The 19,428-nt window shown below is 64.2% G+C and carries 19 protein-coding genes; 9 read left to right on the forward strand and 10 right to left on the reverse strand.

What is annotated here, in order from left to right; translation table 11 throughout:
- Positions 1–28 precede the first annotated feature (28 nt).
- Positions 29–1,768, reverse strand: a complete 1,740-nt coding sequence (locus J3S28_RS16640; RefSeq protein ID WP_207841858.1) for an alpha/beta hydrolase — start codon at positions 1,766–1,768, stop codon at positions 29–31.
- Between the two features lie 158 nt (positions 1,769–1,926).
- Here J3S28_RS16640 and J3S28_RS28605 point away from each other — a divergent pair, with 158 nt between their 5' ends.
- Positions 1,927–2,058, forward strand: a complete 132-nt coding sequence (locus J3S28_RS28605) for a hypothetical protein (protein WP_272874208.1) — start codon at positions 1,927–1,929, stop codon at positions 2,056–2,058.
- A 155-nt stretch (positions 2,059–2,213) separates the two neighbouring features.
- Here the strand turns inward: J3S28_RS28605 and J3S28_RS16645 are convergent, their stop codons facing one another.
- The 3 genes from J3S28_RS16645 to J3S28_RS16655 all read right to left on the reverse strand — a co-directional run bounded on the left by J3S28_RS16645 (position 2,214) and on the right by J3S28_RS16655 (position 4,443).
- Positions 2,214–2,519 (reverse strand): DUF1416 domain-containing protein, encoded by a 306-nt coding sequence (locus tag J3S28_RS16645; RefSeq protein WP_084893861.1) that lies wholly within the window; start codon positions 2,517–2,519, stop codon positions 2,214–2,216.
- Positions 2,520–2,524: 5 nt separating this feature from the next.
- Entirely contained in the window at positions 2,525–3,358 is an 834-nt protein-coding gene (locus tag J3S28_RS16650; RefSeq protein ID WP_207841859.1) for a sulfurtransferase, read from the reverse strand.
- A gap of 272 nt (positions 3,359–3,630) precedes the next feature.
- Positions 3,631–4,443 (reverse strand): LmeA family phospholipid-binding protein, encoded by an 813-nt coding sequence (locus J3S28_RS16655; RefSeq protein ID WP_207841860.1) that lies wholly within the window; start codon positions 4,441–4,443, stop codon positions 3,631–3,633.
- Positions 4,444–4,621: 178 nt separating this feature from the next.
- Between J3S28_RS16655 and J3S28_RS16660 the strand changes: the two genes are divergently transcribed.
- From J3S28_RS16660 to J3S28_RS16695, 8 genes are all read left to right on the forward strand, one after another.
- A complete protein-coding gene (locus tag J3S28_RS16660) occupies positions 4,622–5,419 on the forward strand; it encodes a winged helix-turn-helix transcriptional regulator (RefSeq protein ID WP_207841861.1) in 798 nt (265 codons plus the stop codon).
- The gene (gene mshD, locus J3S28_RS16665; protein WP_207841862.1) at positions 5,409–6,275 is read left to right on the forward strand and encodes a mycothiol synthase; all 867 of its coding nucleotides are present in this window, start codon (positions 5,409–5,411) and stop codon (positions 6,273–6,275) included. Before J3S28_RS16660 ends, mshD begins: the two co-directional genes overlap by 11 nt.
- A 260-nt stretch (positions 6,276–6,535) precedes the next feature.
- Positions 6,536–7,591: a phosphate ABC transporter substrate-binding protein PstS gene (pstS, locus tag J3S28_RS16670; RefSeq protein ID WP_207841863.1), complete on the forward strand. Its 1,056-nt coding sequence runs from the start codon at positions 6,536–6,538 to the stop codon at positions 7,589–7,591.
- A gap of 89 nt (positions 7,592–7,680) precedes the next feature.
- Positions 7,681–8,691, forward strand: a complete 1,011-nt coding sequence (pstC, locus tag J3S28_RS16675) for a phosphate ABC transporter permease subunit PstC (protein ID WP_207842146.1) — start codon at positions 7,681–7,683, stop codon at positions 8,689–8,691.
- 1 nt (position 8,692) lies between these two features.
- Positions 8,693–9,586: a phosphate ABC transporter permease PstA gene (gene pstA / locus J3S28_RS16680; protein ID WP_207841864.1), complete on the forward strand. Its 894-nt coding sequence runs from the start codon at positions 8,693–8,695 to the stop codon at positions 9,584–9,586.
- Positions 9,587–9,642: 56 nt separating this feature from the next.
- Positions 9,643–10,419, forward strand: a complete 777-nt coding sequence (gene pstB, locus J3S28_RS16685) for a phosphate ABC transporter ATP-binding protein PstB (protein ID WP_084837549.1) — start codon at positions 9,643–9,645, stop codon at positions 10,417–10,419.
- Between the two features lie 85 nt (positions 10,420–10,504).
- Complete coding sequence (locus J3S28_RS28780) at positions 10,505–11,899, forward strand: FHA domain-containing protein (protein ID WP_207841865.1); 1,395 nt, start codon at positions 10,505–10,507, stop codon at positions 11,897–11,899.
- Positions 11,889–12,746 (forward strand): protein kinase domain-containing protein, encoded by an 858-nt coding sequence (locus tag J3S28_RS16695; protein ID WP_207841866.1) that lies wholly within the window; start codon positions 11,889–11,891, stop codon positions 12,744–12,746. Before J3S28_RS28780 ends, J3S28_RS16695 begins: the two co-directional genes overlap by 11 nt.
- A 98-nt stretch (positions 12,747–12,844) precedes the next feature.
- On the opposite strand, the gene phoU is transcribed toward J3S28_RS16695, so the two are convergent.
- The 6 genes from phoU to J3S28_RS16725 all read right to left on the reverse strand — a co-directional run bounded on the left by phoU (position 12,845) and on the right by J3S28_RS16725 (position 19,421).
- A complete protein-coding gene (gene phoU / locus J3S28_RS16700) occupies positions 12,845–13,504 on the reverse strand; it encodes a phosphate signaling complex protein PhoU (protein WP_207841867.1) in 660 nt (219 codons plus the stop codon).
- 81 nt (positions 13,505–13,585) lie between these two features.
- Positions 13,586–15,751, reverse strand: coding sequence for an LCP family protein (locus J3S28_RS16705; RefSeq protein ID WP_307797204.1), 2,166 nt, complete (start codon positions 15,749–15,751; stop codon positions 13,586–13,588).
- 200 nt (positions 15,752–15,951) lie between these two features.
- Entirely contained in the window at positions 15,952–17,085 is a 1,134-nt protein-coding gene (gene dusB / locus J3S28_RS16710; protein WP_207842148.1) for a tRNA dihydrouridine synthase DusB, read from the reverse strand.
- 133 nt (positions 17,086–17,218) lie between these two features.
- The gene (locus J3S28_RS16715) at positions 17,219–18,217 is read right to left on the reverse strand and encodes an acyl-ACP desaturase (protein ID WP_207841868.1); all 999 of its coding nucleotides are present in this window, start codon (positions 18,215–18,217) and stop codon (positions 17,219–17,221) included.
- Positions 18,218–18,438: 221 nt separating this feature from the next.
- Positions 18,439–18,939 (reverse strand): nuclear transport factor 2 family protein, encoded by a 501-nt coding sequence (locus J3S28_RS16720; RefSeq protein WP_207841869.1) that lies wholly within the window; start codon positions 18,937–18,939, stop codon positions 18,439–18,441.
- Positions 18,939–19,421, reverse strand: coding sequence for a DUF8021 domain-containing protein (locus J3S28_RS16725; protein ID WP_207841870.1), 483 nt, complete (start codon positions 19,419–19,421; stop codon positions 18,939–18,941). The genes J3S28_RS16720 and J3S28_RS16725 overlap by 1 nt, the downstream gene beginning before the upstream one ends.
- Positions 19,422–19,428 lie beyond the last annotated feature (7 nt).

The following is a 19,428-nucleotide window of genomic DNA, read 5'->3' on the forward strand; positions in this document are numbered from 1 at the left end:
CACTTCCTGGGTGGTCTCGTTGTGCTGGTCACTGTGGTTCCCTGATCTCGAGCCCAGAATCAGAGAGCACTGACGCCAAGTTGTATCCAGCCATCCGGAGCCATTCGCTGTTGTCGGGGCCTTTGACGGATCGTGGATAGTCCGCGTGGCCGCTTCCTCCCTCGCGGGCAATCCCGGTGCGGTCGACGCCTTCGTCGGCTGTCAACTGCACCAGGTCGCCTGTCCTTGTCGGATCGCCGCCATATCCGATGAATCCGCCGATGTCGGCAATGGCGTCACCGTCATTTTCGATCACGAATGCACCTCCTTCGTCCAGACCCAACGTGCGTGCATTGACTGTCGACACGGTGCCTGCATCACCCAAGCCTGGCGAACCATAGAAGACTGCGTCGTCCACACCGGCGCCGTGCGATTCTTGGAGCGCGTGCGATGTGACGACCGACCCATACGAGTGGCCCATCGCTGTGATGTGGGGATCAGACGCTTCGGACGCCGCATCGACCCCCTTGTAGAAGTTGGCAAGGTCGGACGCGGCATCATCAGCCTTGGAGTCTGAGGCTACGTCGATACCGCCCCTAGCTGTGTCGAAATTGCCGGGGCCGGTCACATTCGGAGTGTCATATCCGATCCAGGCAATCGTGGCCACTTTTGGATCCCTTTCGCCGATGTACTCGAGCTGCCGTACTGCTTCCTTCTGTAGATTCGAGGCCTCGGTGACCATGCTGCCCAGGCTGCCGTCGACAGTGGTCCCGAACCCTGGGGTGGTCACCGAGACGTGATCGGCGGTATCGGGATCGCCGATTGCCACTGCTGCATGACCTCTTTCGCCACTTGTCATGTCGAGGAGCATCAGCTTCAAGTCGCGAGGCCGATCGGTATCGGGGTCGACTTCCCCCAGTGTCGTCTCGACAGCCTCTAGATCCTTTAGTTTCTCTTCCACATACCAGAGTGCTGCGTCTTCATTCGTGAACGTGCCGCCGAAAAGATTGTCGTCGATGTTGTCCTGCAACCGTTTACGTTCCGCCTCGAGTCGGGCCCTCTCGACGGGGATCATTGCTCGGTTGGCCTGGTCGCGAACTGTGGCCGGAATGCCGTCGACGTTGCCGACCCACCCCGGATGTTGCGCAAGAACGTAGTTCTGTTGCTCAGGCGACAGCGCGTCCCAGTACTCTTTGGCATCCAGTGGCGTCAGGCGTGGCGCAGGCGGAACTGTGGTGAGACTTCCTTGCTCGCGACCGGTCCTCTTGATGTCTTCGGTGGACGTGGCGTCACCGGCGGTTATCTCGCCCGACGCAGCCTTTCGAAGTGCGGCAGTGGCATCGGAATCGACGTCGGTGGCCTGCGTGATCAGGGCGCGCGCAGCAGTCTCGATCTGCAACTCCGCACGCTTCAATCGTTCGATCTCGTCGGCGTCTTTACCGTCCGTGCTGTAGGTGACCTGCCCGTCGTCGTGCAGCGTCATCTGGTTCGATGCGGCATCGCTCTCGAGCGTCTTCAGTTCGGCCTGCAGATGCTCTACTGCGACTTCGGTCTGTCGCGCGAGTTCCTGCACCGCACTGATGGTTGCAATCTCGTCGGAGAGGTCATCGGCGGTGACGGTGAACTTTTGTCTCGCCGCGTGAACCGATTCGCCCTGCCAGCCCGGCAACTGACCAATTGACTGAAGCTTTGATTGGACGTCCGTCAGCGTGTCCCCTCGACCGGCCAGCGTCGTCTGCAACGTGGACAGTCCCGCGACGTCCCACGCACGAATATCCCCCAGGTCCAATTCGCCCCTCGAACGACCAAGCCACGACACTCGGTGTGGCGGACAACAGCCTAGGGTATTGCTCGGGGAGTCAAGCGACGGGGAGCTGGGCTGCACACGGGGCGCTGGGGGAGTTCACCACCTACCTGAGCAAACGGCGACAGTCTTTGGACTTGGCGGTGGATGACATCGTGCAGGGCCTGCGGGGAGCCGCCAACGCTCTTGACACCGCCGATCAGGATGCGGGAGAACAGCTTCGGCTGGCCGCGAAACATACACCTGCGCAGGGTGGCTCGGCGCTGAATCTTTAGCGTCCGAGAGGCACCACAATCGTCCCCCTCATAGCGCGCCGAGGGACATATGCCCTCGAGTGGTCCAGGCGGGGCCGAATCTGGTGGGCATAGTGCCTGTTGCACAACAAAACCCGGCCCACCTCGAAGGCGGACCGGGTTCTGCAGTGGAGTTCTTACTTGCTGACGACCACGTCGTGCTCGTGGACCCCGGCACCCTCTGGATGCACGGTGACGTCGCCGTTGCCGGTTGACGACAGGGCGCGCAGCGTCCAGGTGCCCGGAGCGGCGAAGAAGCGGAAGTCACCCGTGCCGCTGGCGACAACCTCGGCGGTGAACTCGCCGGTCTTGTCGAGCAGCCGCACGAACGCGCCGGCCACCGGGTTGCCGTCGGTGTCGAGCACCTGACCGGTCAACACGGTCTCTTTCTCGGTATCAACACCGGCGGGCAGTTTCTGACCCTGTTTAGGCGCAGCACACATATTATTTACTCTCCCAGTTCGATCGGGGCGCCGACGAGTGAGCCGTATTCGACCCAGCTGCCGTCGTAGTTCTTGACATTGGTCTTGCCGAGGATCTGATCGAGGACGAACCACGTGTGGCTCGAACGCTCGCCGATACGGCAGTATGCGATGGTTTCTTTGCTCTCGTCAAATCCCTTGTCGGCGTAGAGCTTTGTGAGATCCTCGTCCGACTTGAAGGTGCCGTCCTCGTTGGCGGTGGTGCTCCACGGGATGTTGATGGCTCCGGGGATGTGACCCTTCTGCTGAGCCTGTTCCTGCGGGAGGTGGGCCGGCGCGAGGATCTTGCCCGAGAACTCGTCTGGGCTACGCACGTCGACGAGGTTCTTGCTGCCGATGGCGTTGATGACCTCGTCGCGGAATGCGCGGATGTCGTTGTTGGGTGCCTCTGCCTTGTAGGTGGCGGCTGGCAGGTTGACCTCGTCCTTCGACAGCGGGCGGCCGTCGAGTTCCCACTTCTTGCGGCCACCGTCGACCAGCTTGACGTCCTTGTGGCCGTACAGCTTGAAGTACCAGTACGCGTATGCGGCGAACCAGTTGTTGTTGCCGCCGTACAGGACAACGGTGTCATCGTTCGAAACGCCCTTGGCCGAGAGCAGCTCGGAGAACTGTTCCTGGTTCAGGAAGTCGCGACGGACGCCGTCCTGCAGGTCCTTGCGCCAGTCGAGGCGGATGGCGCCTTCGATGTGGCCGCCCTCGTACGCCGAGGTGTCTTCGTCGACCTCGATGAAGACGGTCTTGTCTGCTTTCAGGTTCTGCTCAGCCCAGTCGGCGCTGACCAGGACATCGGAGCGAGCCATGGTTTTCCTTTCGTTGGGGGTGCGGCAGTGAGAGACCGCGATGAAGATACAGCTGTGGGTGCTTGCTGGGGCGCACAGTGATCGCCTGGAGCCAGAAAATGCGACCAGGGGTACGCCGGGATGCGGCCGCAGAAGTACTGCGGAACCGCCTTTACCGGCTCAGACAGCAACAGTTGGCGATGCGACAGAAGTCGATCGCCCGGCGACGTGTGAGCATCAACTCACGGCCCAGTTGCATGGCAGTCAGCGTACCGCAGCTAAATCGGACTCGATCACGACCCTGGCAGGAAGTCCTGCGCGGTCACCACGAGCGGTTTCGGCTCCCCGTCGACGACCACATCGCTGCCCTGACTGGCCGCGGAGACGGCTCGCAGCGACCAGGGCAACGGCAGCACCGGCAGCGTTTGACTGAACTGCTCCAGCACGAAGGGAACCTCGGCGTCGGCAACGTCGCTCTTCACGTGATCGGCCGACCCCGAATACAGGGACGTGGCGTCGATCCGTAGCGCGCCGCCACGCACGGACAGATCAGCCGAGACGCTGACCTTTTCCTGCCGCGGGGCGGCGGTGTGACCGGAATTACCCTTATCGGGCAAAGTGACCGTACCGGTCAGAACGACGCCTTTGTCGGTCGACAGGATCCCGTCGCCCGGCCCGCCGCCACCTGCCTTGTCCTCGGGCGCCGGTGTCGTCACCGTGAGGTCCTCGATGCCGAGAAACCGGCCGAGGTTGACCGAATCGATCTTCAGGGACCCGGTCACCTTGTCCACCCGCAGCTGGGTCGACTCGGTGATCACCCAGTCACCCCCGATCCGGTGCACCCCAGACAGTCGCGAGCGAAGGTCCCCACGTCGTCCATCGCCCAGGTCAGTGCCCCTTGCGGTGATGCCTATCTGCTCGTAGTCGTCACCGGCCGCCTGTGCGATGAACGGGAACCCGGTGATCGTCACCTCGGGGTCGAAGTCGAGATCCGACGCCGCCCGCAGCGCCCTCGAATACCGGTATTCTGCGTAAGCCGCGACAGAGAAGTCGGTAACGGTCGCGACGCAGAGGACGATGAGCACCCCGGCGAGCAGTTTGCGCACCAAATCCCCTCTACACACGAATTTTGCTCGCTCGGCAACGGCGCCGGCGGAACCCAGGGCAGGCCCCCGCTGGGGACTTGTTAACGGGTACCGACTGAAATGACGCTATTCTGTCATCTATCTCGCACACGCCCGTAAGGCAGCGTACATATACGAATAATCGAGATCGGAGTGGTTTGTGGATCTCTTGTTGTTGACAGCCGATCCCACCCCTGAGGCCGTACTGCCGTCGTTGTCGCTGCTGGCTCATACCGTCCGCGTTGCACCCACCGAGGTGTCGTCGCTGATGGAAGCCGGAAATGCTGATGTTGCCATCGTCGATGCGCGGTCGGACCTTGCCGCCGCGCGTGGCCTGTGTCGGCTCTTGGGGAGTACGGGTTCGTCCGTGCCTGTCGTTGCGGTACTCACCGAAGGCGGCCTGGTTGCCGTCAATTCGGAATGGGGTCTCGACGACTTCCTCCTACCTGCCACCGGCCCGGCCGAACTGGATGCGCGACTGCGACTTCTCGTCGTCCGCACCCGTGGCGTCACCGCCGAAGAAGCCAGCGGCAAGGTCACGCTGGGCGATCTGGTCATCGACGAAGGAACGTACACGGCTCGGTTGCGAGGCCGTCCGCTCGACCTGACGTACAAGGAGTTCGAGCTCCTGAAGTACCTTGCCCAAAATGCCGGCCGGGTGTTCACCCGCGCCCAGCTGTTGCAAGAGGTGTGGGGCTACGACTTCTTCGGCGGCACCCGCACCGTGGACGTTCACGTTCGGCGACTGCGGGCCAAGCTCGGCAGTGAGTACGAATCGCTGATCGGAACGGTCCGCAACGTCGGGTACAAAGCGGTCCGACCCAACCGCGGTGGTCGCGGCGGAAGCTCCGAAGCTCCCGAAGATCCGACCGACGGTCCCGATCTCGACGACGTGACCGGCCCGGACGGCGTCGATTTCCCCGATCAGCAGTTCAGTTCCAGCACCAATGGGAGTTGAGTCGAACCAGCGGGTCCGCGACATCGTCGCCGCGGCAACTCTCGCTGACAAGGTGGCACCGCTCGGCGAGCAAGCTGTCGCGGCGATCGGACGTCCCGGGATCGCGGAGTTCACCGTGTCCAGCGGCGACGATGTTGTCGGGTACGCCAACGTGCAACCTTCTCGCGACGGCGAACCGGCGATGATCGAACTCGTCGTCGACCCCGAGCATCGGCGGCAGGGCCACGGAAAGCGCTTGCTGACAACGGTTCTCGGCCAGGTGCCGGACGATCGTCGAGTCTGGGCGCACGGCGATCTGCCCGCGGCGAGGGCGCTGGCAGAGGACATGGGTCTGACCCCGCTTCGCGAGCTGCTCCAACTGAGACGCCCGCTCACCGATCCGCTCCCCGATCTCCAGGTGCCGGGTGACCTCGTCCTGCGTACCTACGCCGGGCCGAGTGACGACGCCGAGATCCTGCGAGTGAACAACGCCGCGTTCGAGTGGCACCCCGAGCAGGGTGGCTGGAGTGCTGAGCAGATCGACGAACGTACCGGCTCTGACTGGTTCGATGCGGCGGGGGTGTTTCTGGCGTTCGACGCCGCAGACCCTGAGCGACTCCTCGGATTCCACTGGACCAAGGTGCACCCCGCGGAGGGGGACACAGCAGAATTGGGCGAGGTGTACATCGTCGGGGTGGACACCTCGGCCCAGGGGCGTGGACTGGGCCGGATCTTGACCCTCGCGGGGCTGCATCACCTAAGTGACCTCGGTCTCGGTGAGGTCGAACTGTACGTCGAAGGCGACAACACGGCCGCGCTGAACACCTACAACAAGCTCGGATTCACCCGTTACGCCATCGATGTGGCGTACGGATAGGCCTGAACGCTGCTGCTCACCGGGGTTGGTCGTACGCCCGGTGGCCCGAAGGTGAACGGCGCATGTCCACGCAGATTTTCACCTGCGCCGAACCGGTGAAATTCCGACACCCTTCAATTCATCTTCGGTTAACCATGTGTAGGTAATCCGTCCATGACCGGGCTCTAGCTTTCATCAGGTAACGCGTAAGGCGTTCGGAAACTGACGTGGCATCCCGAAATCACGAGGTGTCATGAGCAAAGCCCATGGAGGAATCTTCGGTGAGAATCAAGTCAAGTGGCGCCATCGTGTGTGCCGCCGCAGTAACTGCCCTGGTAATGGCCGGCTGCAGCAGCGAGGACTCGAGCGGTGGGACCATCAGCGGTGAAGGCTCGACCGCGCAGCAGAAGGCGATGGAGCACTTCCAGACCGTGGTTGCCGACAACGGCGGCGTCGTCCTGAACTACACGGGCTCGGGCTCGGGCGACGGTGTCGCCAAGTTCCTCAGCAGCGACGTCGACTTCGCCGGATCGGATTCGGCCCTCAAGGACGACGAGATCACCGAGGCAGCGACGCGCTGTGGCGGCAACGAAGCCTGGAACCTCCCGATGGTGGCAGGACCGGTCGCGGTGGCATACAACCTTGACGGTGTCGAGGGCCTCGTACTCAACCCGGCCGTGCTGGCCGGCATCTTCGACTCGAAGATCACCACCTGGAACGCACCCGAGATCGCCGCGCTGAACCCGGGCAAGACGCTCCCGAGCACCACCATCATCCCGGTGCACCGCAGCGACAGCTCCGGTACCACGGACAACTTCCAGCGCTTCCTGCAGAACTCGGCTCCGCAGGCCTGGCCGTACGAGCACGACAAGGCGTTCAAGGGCCAGGGTGGCTCGGCTGCGGCCAAGTCGACCGGCGTCGGCGACACCGTCAAGAAGACCCCGGGCTCGGTCACCTACGTCGAGTGGGGCTTCGCGCAGGAGAACCAGCTCGGAGTCGCCAGCATCGACTTCGGTGCCGGCGCGACCGAACTGACCGCCGACACCTCGGCGAAGGCCCTGGACGCGGTCACCTTCAAGGATCCGGCCTCCAACAACCTGGTCGTCGACACCGACGCGCTGTTCTCGATGAAAGAAGCAGGCGCGTACCCGCTCCTGCTGACCACGTACGAGATCGTCTGCTCGGCGGGCTATGAGGGCGATATCCAGACGACCATCAAGGACGCCTTCACCACCATCCTCAACGAGGGCCAGGATGGACTGTCCGAGCTGGGCTACACGCCGCTGCCGGATGCGTTCAAAGCTAAACTGCAGACGTCCATCGACGCTCTGAAGTGATCTGAGAGCGACGGGACTCCCAAGATGATTCGAAATGACGGTAGTCGAGGATGACTGAGCTCGACGATACGACGAGGGCGAAAGGGCACATGAGCTCCTCGACGACTCAACAAGACACCACCATCGGTGGCGGACCAGCCGGACCGGACGACTCGCTGATCAAGACCGACGGATCCGCAGTTCGCCTGGGCGACCGGATCTTCCGAACACTCTCGGTGGGTTCGGGTGTCTTCATCTCGGCGATCATCGGCTTGATCGCACTCTTCCTGATCATCCAGGCAGTCCCGTCGCTGCTCGACAACACAGCGAACTTCTTCACCTACACCGGTCCGTGGGTCACCGACGGTGACATGAAGTTCGGTATCCCGGGTCTGCTCTACGCAACCCTGCTGGTGTCGTTCATCGCACTGCTGCTCGCGATGCCGGTCGCATTGGGCATCGCGATCTTCCTCACCGAATACGCACCCCGGCGGCTGGTGAGCCCGATCTCCTACGTGATCGACCTGCTCGCCGCAGTTCCCTCCATCGTCTACGGCCTGTGGGGCATCCTCGTCCTGGGTCCGGCGCTGGTGCCGGTCAACGAGTGGCTGGTCGGCAACCTGGGCTTCCTCCCGTTCTTCCAGGAGCCGTCACAGGTCGCGAACATGTCGACCGGTGGCACCATGCTCACCGCAGGCATCGTGCTCGCGGTGATGATCCTCCCGATCATCACCTCGGTCACCCGCGAGGTCTTCGTCCAGACCCCGGTCGGCCATCGCGAGGCAGCACTGGCCCTCGGCGCCACCAAGTTCGAGGTCGTCCGCGTATCGGTGATCCCATTCGGGTTCTCCGGATACATCAGCGGATCGATGCTCGGCCTCGGCCGCGCGCTCGGCGAGACCATGGCTCTGCTGCTCATCATCTCGACGGTCGGACCCATCGACTTCAACCTGATGGAGAGCGGCGAGACGTTCGCCACCAAGATCGCCAACAACGCGGCCGAGTTCGACTCCCCGGCAAAGACCGGTGCCTACATCTCGGCCGGCCTGACCCTGTTCGTCCTGACGTTCATCGTCAACTCCGCGGCCCGCGCAGTCATCACCGGACGGAAGGCCAAGTGACATGACGACACTCGACGCAAGTACCGCCCCGGTCAAACGCACCCCCTCGGGTTTCACTCCCGTCAAGCGCAGCCGCAAGATCGGTGACAAGGGCGCGGCCGTCCTGGTCACCGGTGCGGTGGTCATCGCCATGGTCCCGCTGATCTGGCTGCTCTGGACCCTGGTCTCCCGCGGTTTCGAAGCCATCATCGATCCGAGTTGGTGGCAGAAGTCCGAGCTGCGAGGCGGCGCCCTCAACGCGATCATCGGCACGTTGCAGCAGACCGCGATCGCTGCGGTCATCGCCATCCCGATCGGCATCTTCGTGGCCATCTATCTGGTCGAGTACGGCAACAACTCGAAACTGCAGAAGATCACGACCTTCATGGTCGACATCCTCTCGGGTGTGCCCTCGATCGTCGCCGCGCTGTTCGTCTACGCCGTGTGGCGCACCACCCTTGATCTCCCGCGGTCGGGCTTCGTGGTCTCGCTGGCATTGGTGCTGTTGATGGCCCCGATCGTGGTCCGGTCCACCGAAGAGATGCTGAAGATCGTCCCGCAGGATCTGCGGGAGGCGTCGTACGCGCTGGGTGTTCCCAAGTGGAAGACGATCGTGAGGATCGTTCTGCCCACCGCGCTCTCGGGAATCATCACCGGTGTGATGCTGGCGATCGCCCGGGTGATGGGTGAATCCGCGCCGGTCCTGATCCTCGTCGGATCCACAAAGGTGCTGAACAGCAACCCATTCGAAGGCAACCAGCAGTCGCTGCCACTGATGATGGTGCAGCAGTACAACAACGGCCCTGGCGCCTTCGATACTGTGTGGGGCGCCGCACTGACCCTCGTGATCTTGGTGGCGATCGTGTACTTCGGCGCCAAAGTCGTCTCAAAGGTCTTCTCACCCAAGAAGTTCTAGAGACCCGACAAGACTTGTAAAGCACCCTCTGCCGAAGCAACCGAAAGACTCCTCTCATGGCAAAACGTCTCGACATCAAAGACCTGAACATCTACTACAGCGCCTTCCACGCGGTGAAGGACGTGAGCCTCGAAGTGCCGCCGCGCTGCATCACGGCCTTCATCGGCCCCTCCGGTTGCGGCAAGTCCACCGTGCTGCGCACCCTGAACCGCATGCATGAGGTCACCCCGGGTGCCCGCGTCGAAGGCAAGGTGCTGCTCGACGGCGAGGACATCTACAACAAGGGAACCGACCCGGTCTCCGTCCGCTCGACCATCGGCATGGTCTTCCAGCGCCCGAACCCGTTCCCGACGATGTCGATCAAGGACAACGTCGTCGCGGGCCTGCGTCTGCAGGGCCTGCGCGACAAGAAGCAGCTCGACGAGACCGCAGAGCGCAGCCTGCGCGGCGCGAACCTCTGGGAAGAGGTCAAGGACCGCCTGGACAAGCCCGGCGGTGGCCTCTCCGGTGGGCAGCAGCAGCGTCTGTGCATCGCCCGCGCCATCGCCGTCTCGCCCGAGGTGCTGCTGATGGACGAGCCGTGCTCCGCGCTGGACCCGATCTCGACGCTGGCCATCGAAGAGCTCATCAACGAGCTCAAGAAGGACTTCACCATCGTCATCGTCACGCACAACATGCAGCAGGCTGCGCGTGTGAGCGATCAGACCGCGTTCTTCAACCTCGCGGGCGTCGGCCAGCCGGGACAGCTGATCGAGGTCAGCGACACCGAGACCATGTTCTCCAATCCCGCCCAGAAGGCGACGGAAGACTACATCTCCGGTCGATTCGGATAGAGAGAAAACGTGCACCGACATCAGGACCGCCGAGGGCCACTGGCCCCCTCGGCGGTTCTGATGAATTTGCTGCAATGATGGTCGGGTGACGGCTAAACATCCGGTCAGCGTGCTGCCCGGCCGCGGTGTCGCACTACGGCGCGGACCATCGCTGTTGTTGGTGGACGCAGATCCGATGCGGACCAGCGCCACGCTGACCGAGCTCGCGCAGTTGGCGACGGAGTCGCTCGACGGTGTCGAAGGGTCACGGCTGCGGTCGTTGACGAAATGGTTGCTCGCGAACGAGGACAGCAGCCCCGACTTCGCGGTCATTTCTTCGGACCGGCACGGCGGGCTCGAGGTGTTCGCCTACGGCGCCGCGACGGTGCGGGTGTACGTCACCGAGTTCGCGACCCCCGAGGTGATTCGCGGGGCGGACGCCGGGTTCCTGGTCCAGCGCAGTTACCCCAGCACGATCTTCGCGCTGGCCCTCACGATCGATGCGATCGACCCGCTGGCCGGTGGACCGATCGGGGCGACCGGGATCGCCCCGTCCGAGATCTTCAGTCTGGAGAAAGGGTCTGCGCCGGGCGCCGGTATGGTCCTGTGGCCCTCGGCCTCACCGTCGACCGACAGCGCTGTCTACACGATTCCCGAGCCGCCGCCGGTCGCGTTACCGGAACCGACCGCCGGCGATGGCGTACTCGTCGGGTCCGCGACCGCCCCGGCAGACGCGACACCACTGGTGCCACCTACGTTCGCCGTCCGCCTCGACGACGTTCCGCCGCTGCCCAGATCCGCCCGCATCCCGCTGCCCATCGTCGGCGGGCCCCGCACGCCGGCGGCGTTCCGGCAGGGCATCGCCGAACCGACGCTGGTGCCTCCGCGCGACGTCGTGGGTCCGGCCGATGCGGCGCTGTCGTCGGCGCCCACCGACGTCGCGAACCGACCGGTCAGCGCGGTCAACCCCAAGGTCGCGCTGCGTGATCAGCAGCTGCAGATCAACGGATTGCTCTGTGCCAACGGGCATATCAACGATCCCCGGTTGCCGGTGTGCACCCGCTGCGGGATCCGGATCGATCGGATGACCGGCGCGCTGGTCCAGGGACCCCGTCCGCCGTTGGGGCTGTTGGTGATCGACGACGGCACCACCTTCGTGGTGGCAGGTGACCTGCTGATCGGCCGCGACCCGGAGCCCATGGTCGCGAGCCGTGGGGGTATCGCGAGTGTGGGCATCGGCCCGCTCGACCCGATCCGGATCAACGACACCTCGGGCTCGATGTCGCGGGCGCATTGTGAACTTCGCCTGATTGATTGGGAGGTGCGGGTGGTCGACACCGGCTCGGTGAACGGAACCTATGTCCGATTGCCCAGGGCGCCGGGGTGGATCACTCTGCGGCGCGGGCAGGAAGCGGTCCTGTATCCGGGCTCCGAGCTCAGGGTGGGTAGCCGGTCGCTGCTGTTCGAGGCACCCCACGGGAGGATCAGCGATGTTCGTTGACGGCCCGCCGAGCACTGATTCCCGCCGCGTCCCGCCGGCGATCGCGGACTACCGCATCGTTCGCGGGCTCGGCGCGGGAAGTCACGGCCTCTGCTACCTCGCGACACCGCCGGAGCGACTGGGGCTCGGGGTCGAACACGTTGCATTGAAAGTGTTTTCGAACCCGTGTGGTGAGGATGCCTTCCATCGCGGAGCGCGAGAACTGCGGACTTTCGCAGCGGTGAACTCGAAGTACCTCGTGCAGTTGTACGAGGCGGCGTTGCACGATCTCTTCATGTATTCGATGGTCTATTACGCGGGTGGCTCGATGGCGGCCCCCGCGATGCCGCTTCAGCGGGATCACGCGCTCGCGGTGCTGGAGTGTGCGGCGAGGGGAGCGCACGACATGCATGAGGCGGGTCTGGTCCACGGAGACATCAAGCCTGCCAACGTCATGATCGCCGGGGCGGGTACCGGTGGGCCGGCGGGAGCACTCTCCGGGCTCGGATTGGCTCGGGTGATCACCGCCGCGACGGCAGTCAGTGGCATCGGGTCGTCGGCGACCCTGGAGTTCGCGGATCCGGACACCCTGGTCGGTCAGACACCCTCTCGTGCAACGGATTTGTGGGCGCTCGGGGCCACCATCCACCGGGCGTTGACCGGTGAGGGACTGTACGGCGAACTGCCCGACATGCAGCCACTGGTTGCGATCCGCACCGTACAGTCGACCAAGCCGAAGCTCAGTGTGGCCCTGTCGCCCGCCGAGCGTGATCTGATCTCAGAATGCCTTGCACCGCACACTGATCGATTCAGGACTGCGGCCGAACTGGCTGAACGGATAGCGGCACTTCGTTCGTCGTCACGCTGAATCACTGTGCAGCGCAGCGGCAAATGCACACACTCCAGTCAAAAACACACGTTGCAACGTGTGCACATGGCTGGAGCGTGTGCATTTGTGGAGAAGCGCTAGACCTCTATGAATTGCTCCGGAGTCTGGCCGGTCGCCTGGAACACTACCCGCCGGCCGATCAGCACGGCATGGTCGGCGAAGCGCTCGTAGTAGCGGCCCAGGAGGGTCACGTCGACGGCCGCGGCCACGCCGTGGCTCCATTCGCGGTCCATCAGCACCGTGAACAGATGACGGTGCAGATCGTCCATCGCGTCGTCATCGTCCTGCAGCTTCAGGGCGTCTTCGGGGTTCTGGGTGTTGAGCACTTCGCGGGCGTTGGACGCCATGGTGATCGCCAGCCGGCCCATCTCGGCGAAGTAGCCGTTGACCTCTTCCGGCAACGCCTTGGCGGGATGCCTACGGCGTGCGACCTTGGCGACGTGAAGGGCGAGCGCACCCATCCGGTCGATGTCCGCGACGATCTGGAATCCGCTGACGATCGACCGCAGATCTCCGGCCACCGGTGCCTGCAGGGCAAGGATCGCGAACGCTCGTTCTTCGGCTTGGGTCGACAGTGTCGTCAGGTGCTCATGGCTCCCGATGACCTCCTCGGCGACCGCGAGGTCCGCCTGGAGCAACGCCTGGGTGGATCGTTCCATCGCCACCCCGGCCAGTTCGCACATCTGTCCCAGAACTCCGTTGAGTTCCGCCATCTGCTCAATGTAGGCACTACGCATGTATCAACCGTACTGCCACAATCGGTGTTATTGGTGGTCGGCTGGTGAACTGCGAATGAACGAGTATCGGGCGTCTTCCGATCAGCTGCAGCTGGTGTCGCCGGCGTTGGTCACCGTGAGGTCGTTGGGCAGTTCGCCGCCGTCGGCCTCGCGGGCCACTTCGTCCGCGCTGATCTGCGTACCCTCGTACGGCCCCTGACCGAGATCGCCGGTGAACGAACTGCCGACGATCACCTCGATACCGGCCTCGAGGTTCGGGTCCGACTGAATGGTCGCGCCCGGGAACATTTGCGCAACGGTCGCGGCGGCAGCCTGCTGACCTGCGCCGTAACGGATAACCGTGTCGGTCCGGTTCTCCGACGCATCCGCGACCCCGTTCACCTGGTAGCCCTGCGCGGCCAGGCTCTCTGAGATGCCGCTCGCCACGCCGGTGGTGCCGGTGCCGTTCAGGATCCGCAACGACACGGCGTACGGCGACACCGCATTGACGGTGACCGCGGACGGTTTCGGCGCCGCCGAGGTCGTGGGCGGCGTGGTCGTGGTCCCGCTCGAGGTGGTGGGCGTGGTTTCTTGTTTCTCTCCGGGCAGCGGTTCGTCGTTGATGATGGCGTCGAAGATGGCGCGGATGTCGTCGTCACGCGGTATCTCGTTACCTGAACCGTCTTCGGCGGTTCCCGACGTGGGGGCGGTCAGGAAGGTGACCCGGCCGGCGTCGAGACCTTGCATCGACTGCGCGAGTTGCAACAGGTCGTCGGTGTTGACCTGGTCGACGAAGCTGTACTTGATGAAGGTGTCGATGATGCCGTTGAGAGTCGCCGGGTTGGCGAGCACCTTGCTGGAGAGGGATGCCCGCAGCAGCGAGGACATGAAGAGTTGCTGACGCTTGATACGGCCGTAGTCGCCGGTGCCCTCGGTCTCGATGTTGCGGGCGCGAACGTAGTCGAGCGCCTTGCCGCCCCTGAGCGTCTGCTTTCCCGACTTGGTCAGGATCGGGCCCAGCTCGTAGTCGTTGAGCGGAACGGTGGAGCAGACCTCGACGCCGCCGATCTTGTCGACGACCTTCTCGAAACCGTAGAAGTCCATGGCGATGAAGTGGTTGATGTTCAAACCGCTGATGTCGGTGAGGGTTTCGACCATGCACTTGGGGCCGCCCTCCCCGTACACGCTGTTCAACTTCACGCCGGCGGCCGGTGGCAGCACATCGGTGGTGTACGTGCCGGCGTCGTTGTTCCAGCCCGTGCACTCGGGCCGGTCCACCTGGAGGTCCCGCGGGAAGGACACGGCGACGACACGACTACGGTCCGCGGGGATGTTGACCAGCAGCACGGTGTCCGAGCGGGCGGAGCCTTCGAACAGTTCGGCACCGCCGGCGCCCATCTTGCCGTTCTCCCCGGACCGGGTGTCGGTGCCGACGATGAGGTAGGTCTCGTCGCCGGTCTGGAGCTGCTTGTCGCGGATCTTCTCGCTGTCGGAGTTGACCGCGTCGACGGTGTTCCAGTTGCCGTCCTTGACCTTTTGATATCCCCACACGACACCGGTGCCGAGCAGGGCCATCACACAGGCGACAGCGATGACGACGCGTCCGCCGATGGTGGCGGTACGGATCAGGTGCAGTCGGTCGCGTTGGCTCCGGGGAGCGGCGTGGCGTCTGCCGCCCCCGGTGGCCGCCGGTACGACGGTGCGGGGGACTCGGGTGGTGGGGTTGTCGTCGTCCGCTAGAGGATCGGAGGGGACCTGCCCTTGCGATTCGTTGGACGCGCGGCGGGCGGTGGCAGTGCCCGACAGATCGGGACCCTTGTCTGCGTCGACCGGAGGGATGTACCGGGTCACCTCGACGTCGTCGGAGACATCATCGGGCGCAGCTGCGCCACGGGGGGTGGCAGGAATGACTTCGGTGTTGGGTTCGTCGGCAGGTGGGCGGCCGGTGGCGCCGACGATCGTCTCGGTGGGCGCATCGGCTGGGCGGAAACGACGCGGACGGCGGGCCGGCTGGTCGGTCCCTGACTGGGGGCTCGGGGCGCCGGTAGGCGACTGGGCGTCGGCATCCGGACCGCCGGCGGCGTTCATCCGGTTGAGCAGCTCGCGCACCGTCAGGCGGTTGTCGCCTGAGCGCGGATCGGTGGAGCGTGGATCGGTGGGACGAACAGCGGGTTCGCGCAGGACTTCGTCAGACGGTGCACCGAGCCGACGGCGAATCTCGTTGCGGCGTTCTTCGGGCGTGCGCCCCCGCAGTTCGTCGTCGCTCACTCATGTTCCTTCGGCCTCATGGGCGCCGGGCTGGATCTCAGGCCCGATGGACTGGAGACCAGCCGGGCACGGCGCGGTGTCGATGATACTGGGCGATCGGGCGATGAGGGTGTGGCGACGAGATAGACCGCATTCACGACACGTTCGCATTCGACAACATGAAACCCGCGTTTCCAGATGCAGGATCTGCGGAGGCGAAATCAGCCGCCTGAATGCATGACCTCGGCGCCTGCCGGAACGGCCTCGTCGTCGGGATCATCGAGCCAGCCGTCGGGCAGCGCCACCGCCGACGGCGAGCCCTGCCGACCGCGAGGGCCGTGACCGTCGGCGGGAAAGGGCACGTCAGCGGGCAATTGGCCGACAAGGTCGGCGAGCTGCTGGACCGACTCCACCAACGCCATCTCGCGCCGGAGCTCCGAACCGACCGGAAAGCCGCGCAGGTACCAGGCCACGTGTTTACGGATCTCCCGCATGCCCTTGAACTCACCGTGATGATCAGCGAGGAGTTGTCCGTGACGAATGATGATCTGCGCCACTTCGCCGAGATTTGGTGCCACCGGGGCAGGCGTGCCGTTCAATTCGGCGCTCAATTCGGCGAAGAACCATGGCCGACCGAGGCAGCCGCGGCCGATGACCACACCGTCGCACCCGGTCTGCTGCATCATCCTGGTGGCGTCGCCGGGCTCGAAGATGTCGCCATTACCCAACACCGGCACATCGGTGACGTGTTCCTTGAGACGGGCGATCTCATCCCACGCGGCGGTACCCGAGTAGCGCTGCGACGCCGTACGGGCGTGGAGTGCAACGGCTTTGGCACCCTGCTCAGCGGCGATGCGGCCCGCGTCGAGGTGGGTGTGATGATCGTCGTCGATGCCGATCCGGAACTTGACGGTCACCGGGATGTCGGTGCCCTCGGTCGCCCGGACGGCTGCGGCGACGATGTTCGCGAAGAGACGTCGCTTGTATGGAATCGCCGATCCGCCGCCCTTGCGGGTCACCTTCGGTACGGGGCAGCCGAAGTTCATGTCGATATGATCGGCGAGGTTCTCGTCGACGATCATCTTCGCGGCGGCGTAGGTGTACTCGGGGTCGACCGTGTACAGCTGCATCGATCGAGGGTTCTCGTCCGGGCCGAACGTGGTCATGTGCATCGTCACCGGATGACGCTCGGTCAGCGCACGTGCGGTGACCATCTCGCACACGTACAGCCCCGCCACCGTGCCGGTGCGAGCCAGCTCGAGCTCGCGGCACAGGGTCCTGAAGGCAACGTTGGTCACCCCGGCCATCGGAGCGAGGACCACCGGGCTGGAGAGCTCGATGGACCCGATACGCAGAGACGAAGGCGAAGCCGGAGCTCGACCCGTCTGTGGAGACGAAGGCGAAGCCGGAGCTCGACCCGTCTGTTCAGCAGCCGGGGTGTGTGTCGTGCGGGGGAGTACGGCGGTCAGAGCAGTGCTTTCTCTAGAGTCAGGACGCGGCGGAGATCTTCTCGCGCTTGGCGGCCTCACGGGCCAGCGCGCGATCGCGCATCTCTTCGAACTTGAGGGTGTCGGCGGCGAGTTTCTCGAGGAACGCGGCCAGGTCTTCGCGGATCTTCTCGCCCTCGGCGCTGAAGTCCTCGCGCTCGAAGATCCTCCACTTGCGCAAGACAGGCTCGATGACCTCTTCGAGGTGCTGACGCAGGTCGTAGATGCCGTGCTTGGCCATCAGGACACCGTTGCGGCGGAAGTTGGGCATACCCGCGCCCGGCATCTGGAAGTTGGAGACGACCTCGTAGATGGCGCGCAGGGTCTGATCGGGGGCCAGGTCGAGTCCGGCGCCGCAGATGTTGCGGTAGAAGACCATGTGCAGGTTCTCGTCGGCGGCGATGCGCTGGAGCATACGGTCGGCGACCGGATCGTTGCAGGCCTTGCCGGTGTTGCGATGGGAGACGCGGGTCGCGAGTTCCTGGAAGGTGACATAGGCGACCGAGCGCAGGATTCCGGCCGAGCCCTCGCCGTTGTCGAATTCACTCGCGCGGTCGCCGGCGGCGGCAATCGAGGAATATCCGTTGGTCATGTGGATCATGCGGGCCTCTTCGAGGGCCACGGGATCGACTCCGCGGGTCACGACGAGGTAGTCGCGCATGACGATGCCGTGACGGTTCTCTTCGGCGGTCCACCGGCCGACCCAGTGTCCCCACGCGTCGTCCATCGTGAAGTTCTCGGCGATTTCGCGGTGGTAGGAGGGCAGGTTGTCCTCGGTCAGCAGGTTCGTGATCATGGCGGCCTTGGCCACCTCGTCCAGCTGTGACTGCTCGGAGTCCCAATCCTTGCCGCCCAGGGCGGCGAAGTTCTGGCCCTCGTCCCACGGCACGTAATCGTGGGGATGCCAGTTCCTGGTGGTGCGGAGATGGCGGTTGACGTTTTCCTCGGCCGCCGGTGCAAGTTCCTTCAGAAGCTCAAGTTGGGTCAACTCGCGTGCCATTAGATATTCCTCCAAGAAGGCTAGGCTGTAAGGCTCCAGGATACGGGGTCACTGCGCCGCCACCCTAGTTGTAAACAACGCGCCGTGTCACTCATCGGCGTCACATCGATCAAGGTTCTGTCTCTGTACGGCTTCGTCGCCGGTGGGGCTGGTGTTAGCCGGGTTGGGCACCGTGTGGTGCAGCTAACGCGCAGGTGGTCGAGATCCCCACGCACATCTGATCAGAAGTACTTTCCCACCGTTTCGAGCCATGTGGTGGCGTCGTCGGTCAGATTTCCCAGCTCTCGGGCCTTATTGCACCAGGCTTTTGCCGCTTGGGCAAACTCCATCGGGTTGTAGACGTCCTCCTCCTTGGCCCAGAGGCCATCACCTCCATAGGTGAGGATGGTGATGTTGGTGGCGGTGAACACCGTGCCGTCGCCCGGGTCGCGCATGGGGTTGTCGATCTCACAGATGATGCGGCCGGATTCCTCGTCGACGACGTGCCACAGGGACAGGTAGCCCACCATGTGATTGCCGGGGAAGCGTCCCATCGTCTTCTTCACCCAGGTCCGGATCTCTTCGCGGCCCTTGAAGGTGCCCAGGGCATGCTCGACGTAATCGGCGTCGACGGTGAACTGGTCGGCCCAGGGGTCCCAGTCCTGGGTGATCGCGACCTCGTCGTTGACGGCCTTGAACTTGGCGAACTCCGCCTCGAGTTCTTCTCTGCTGAACTGGCCCATCAATTGCCTCCCGTGATCGGGTTTCCCGGCCGGACGGAGAAGGTCGCGTCGATGCGTGCGATGTCACACGCGCTGTTGAACGCGAAGGTCTCGTCGATGGTGGAGTCGGCGAGGTTGATGTCGCCGACGCCGTATTCGAGGTCGTAGATGACGCGGACGAGGTTCCCGGTTCCCGACCAGCGTTGGTTCTTGATTCCCGTGATGCCACCGTATTGCAGGTGCGCCGCCAGTTCGGCCTGCATCACGTCCCCGGAGAAGCCGGTCTGAACACCGTTCTCGAAGCGGAGGACGTCGTCGGCGACGGGGACGTCGTAGGCGAACGACGGGTCGGCCAAAGCCGCGACGTATGTCTCGGCGCCGGCGAGTTGCTGCGCCGAAGTGCAGGTGCCGACCGGCGCTGCCGCAGCGGTCGATGGGATGAGGCACAGTGCGGCCCCGGCCAGTAGAGCGCAGGCGAGGACCGCGGAAGCAGGCGATTTCATGAGCCTA

This window comes from Williamsia soli (genome assembly GCF_017377795.1).
GTDB classification, from domain to species: Bacteria; Actinomycetota; Actinomycetes; order Mycobacteriales; family Mycobacteriaceae; genus Williamsia; species Williamsia soli.

What these genes read in the sequence shown, in the direction of transcription:
- J3S28_RS16720 (WP_207841869.1), bottom strand. Translation starts at nt 18,939, where the DNA reads ATGGGCCAGTTCAGCAGAGAAGAACTCGAGGCGGAGTTCGCCAAGTTC.
- pstC (WP_207842146.1), top strand. Translation starts at nt 7,681, where the DNA reads ATGAGCTCCTCGACGACTCAACAAGACACCACCATCGGTGGCGGACCA.
- pstB (WP_084837549.1), top strand. Translation starts at nt 9,643, where the DNA reads ATGGCAAAACGTCTCGACATCAAAGACCTGAACATCTACTACAGCGCC.
- J3S28_RS16715 (WP_207841868.1), bottom strand. Translation starts at nt 18,217, where the DNA reads ATGGCACGCGAGTTGACCCAACTTGAGCTTCTGAAGGAACTTGCACCG.
- J3S28_RS16650 (WP_207841859.1), bottom strand. Translation starts at nt 3,358, where the DNA reads ATGGCTCGCTCCGATGTCCTGGTCAGCGCCGACTGGGCTGAGCAGAAC.
- J3S28_RS16695 (WP_207841866.1), top strand. Translation starts at nt 11,889, where the DNA reads ATGTTCGTTGACGGCCCGCCGAGCACTGATTCCCGCCGCGTCCCGCCG.
- J3S28_RS16725 (WP_207841870.1), bottom strand. Translation starts at nt 19,421, where the DNA reads ATGAAATCGCCTGCTTCCGCGGTCCTCGCCTGCGCTCTACTGGCCGGG.
- mshD (WP_207841862.1), top strand. Translation starts at nt 5,409, where the DNA reads ATGGGAGTTGAGTCGAACCAGCGGGTCCGCGACATCGTCGCCGCGGCA.
- phoU (WP_207841867.1), bottom strand. Translation starts at nt 13,504, where the DNA reads ATGCGTAGTGCCTACATTGAGCAGATGGCGGAACTCAACGGAGTTCTG.
- pstA (WP_207841864.1), top strand. Translation starts at nt 8,693, where the DNA reads ATGACGACACTCGACGCAAGTACCGCCCCGGTCAAACGCACCCCCTCG.
- J3S28_RS16645 (WP_084893861.1), bottom strand. Translation starts at nt 2,519, where the DNA reads ATGTGTGCTGCGCCTAAACAGGGTCAGAAACTGCCCGCCGGTGTTGAT.